Below are 1,627 nucleotides of genomic sequence, written 5' to 3'. Positions count from 1 at the left end.
TGATATGCTCCCCCTATAAGAGACAGTGAAAAACAAAAACTGTCATTATAGGGGGATTTTTCTATGCCACATAAAAAGAAAGCGACTACTGAAGAAATAATTAGAGTCATTCATGCATACTTATCTGAAGAAATTGAATTAAAAGATGCTGCCCAGCAACTTCAAGTTCATACTTCCACGATACGTAGATGGATAAGACATTATAAGGCCGAAGGGATCCAATTTTTTATGCCTCACGAACATAATCGTGTGTACTCAGCAGAGCTAAAGATGAAGGCTGTTCTTAGTTATTTAAACGGTGAAGGCGGCTATATGTTCATCTGTCAAAAATACAAAATTAGAAGTACTTGCCAACTAAGAGATTGGATTAAGTTGTATAATGCTCATGGAGACCTTAACTCCAGAAAACATTCAGGAGGCGGAAGTTACATGAGTAAAGTACGCAACACAACGCAAGAAGAACGAGTGCAAATAGCCAAGGAATCCCTGGCCTCAGGTAAGAATTATGGCGAGATAGCCCAAAAATACAATGTTAGTTACCAACAGGTCAGAACATGGACATTACGTTACATGGAACTCGGGGAATCAGGGCTGGAAGATCGTCGTGGCAAGCGTAAGAAAGACCAGGTCCCACGTACAGAGCTGGAAAAAGCCAAAATTGAAATTGAAAAGCTGAAACATCAGCTATATATGGCCGAGATGGAGCGTGACCTATTAAAAAAATTGAAAGAGCTGGAGAGGGGGGACCTCTTGGACAAATAAGGCAGCTGCGTGCTTACAAGGCTATACGGGATTGCCATCAAGAAAAAGGCTATCCTATTGATGATTTATGTATGTTGCTTAATATCGCCAGATCGGCATACTACAAATGGTTATCCGGTAGAAAAAGCAACAGGGTGTTGGAAAATGAGCACATTGCAGAAAAGGTGGAGCAAATTCATTCCGAACATCCAGATAAAGGATATCGCCGTATCAATGATGACCTGAAACATGATTATGATATTCACGTCAATGATAAGCGTATACTTCGAATATGCCGGGAAAAGGATATAAAATCCACAATTAAGTACAGTCGCCACGGCTGTACCAGAAATGCTAAACGGCCTCAATATATTGCCGAGAACTTACTTGATCGCAACTTTTATGCGGATAAACCAAATGAAAAGTGGCTCACCGATGTTACTGAATTCAAATGGTATGAAGGATTAGAAGCACGCAAGATTTACCTAAGTGCAATTCTAGATCTGTATGATAGGCGAATAGTTGCTTTTGCCATAGGGACCCACAACAACAATCCGTTGGTATTCAAAACATTGGATGAAGCTGTTAAAAACAATCCAAACGCTCATCCACTATTTCATAGTGATCGTGGTTTTCAGTACACAAATAGGGTGTTTCACCATAAATTGGAAAAATATGGCATGATTCAAAGCATGTCTCGTGTCGCCCATTGCATTGATAATGGGCCTATGGAAGGTTTTTGGGGCATATTGAAAAGAGAATGTTATTATGGCAAACGCTTTACAGATAGACTCAGTCTAATACATACAATTAAATCCTATATTGCTTACTACAACAATAAACGTGTTCAGCGCAGCCTTGGCATTTTGACACCAATAGAAAAACA

The 1,627-nt window shown here is 39.6% G+C and carries 2 protein-coding genes; both read left to right on the top strand.

Going from position 1 to position 1,627, the window contains the following annotated elements; genetic code table 11:
* Positions 1-63: 63 nt before the first annotated feature.
* The gene (locus T525_RS0111230) at positions 64-762 is read left to right on the top strand and encodes a helix-turn-helix domain-containing protein (RefSeq protein ID WP_027407261.1); all 699 of its coding nucleotides are present in this window, start codon (positions 64-66) and stop codon (positions 760-762) included.
* A partial coding sequence (locus T525_RS0111225) for an IS3 family transposase (protein ID WP_198022689.1) occupies positions 714-1,627 on the top strand: 914 nt, incomplete at its 3' end. The genes T525_RS0111230 and T525_RS0111225, both read left to right, overlap by 49 nt.

Origin of the sequence: Anaerovibrio sp. RM50, assembly GCF_000622005.1 — a bacterium.
In the GTDB taxonomy this organism is placed as follows: domain Bacteria; phylum Bacillota; class Negativicutes; order Selenomonadales; family Selenomonadaceae; genus Anaerovibrio.
The sequence above is the reverse complement of the archived record's forward strand: the minus strand, read 5'-3'. Positions and strand labels throughout refer to the sequence as shown.

Coding starts and splice junctions, on each gene's coding strand:
- T525_RS0111230 (WP_027407261.1), top strand. CDS start 64: ATGCCACATAAAAAGAAAGCGACTACTGAAGAAATAATTAGAGTCATT.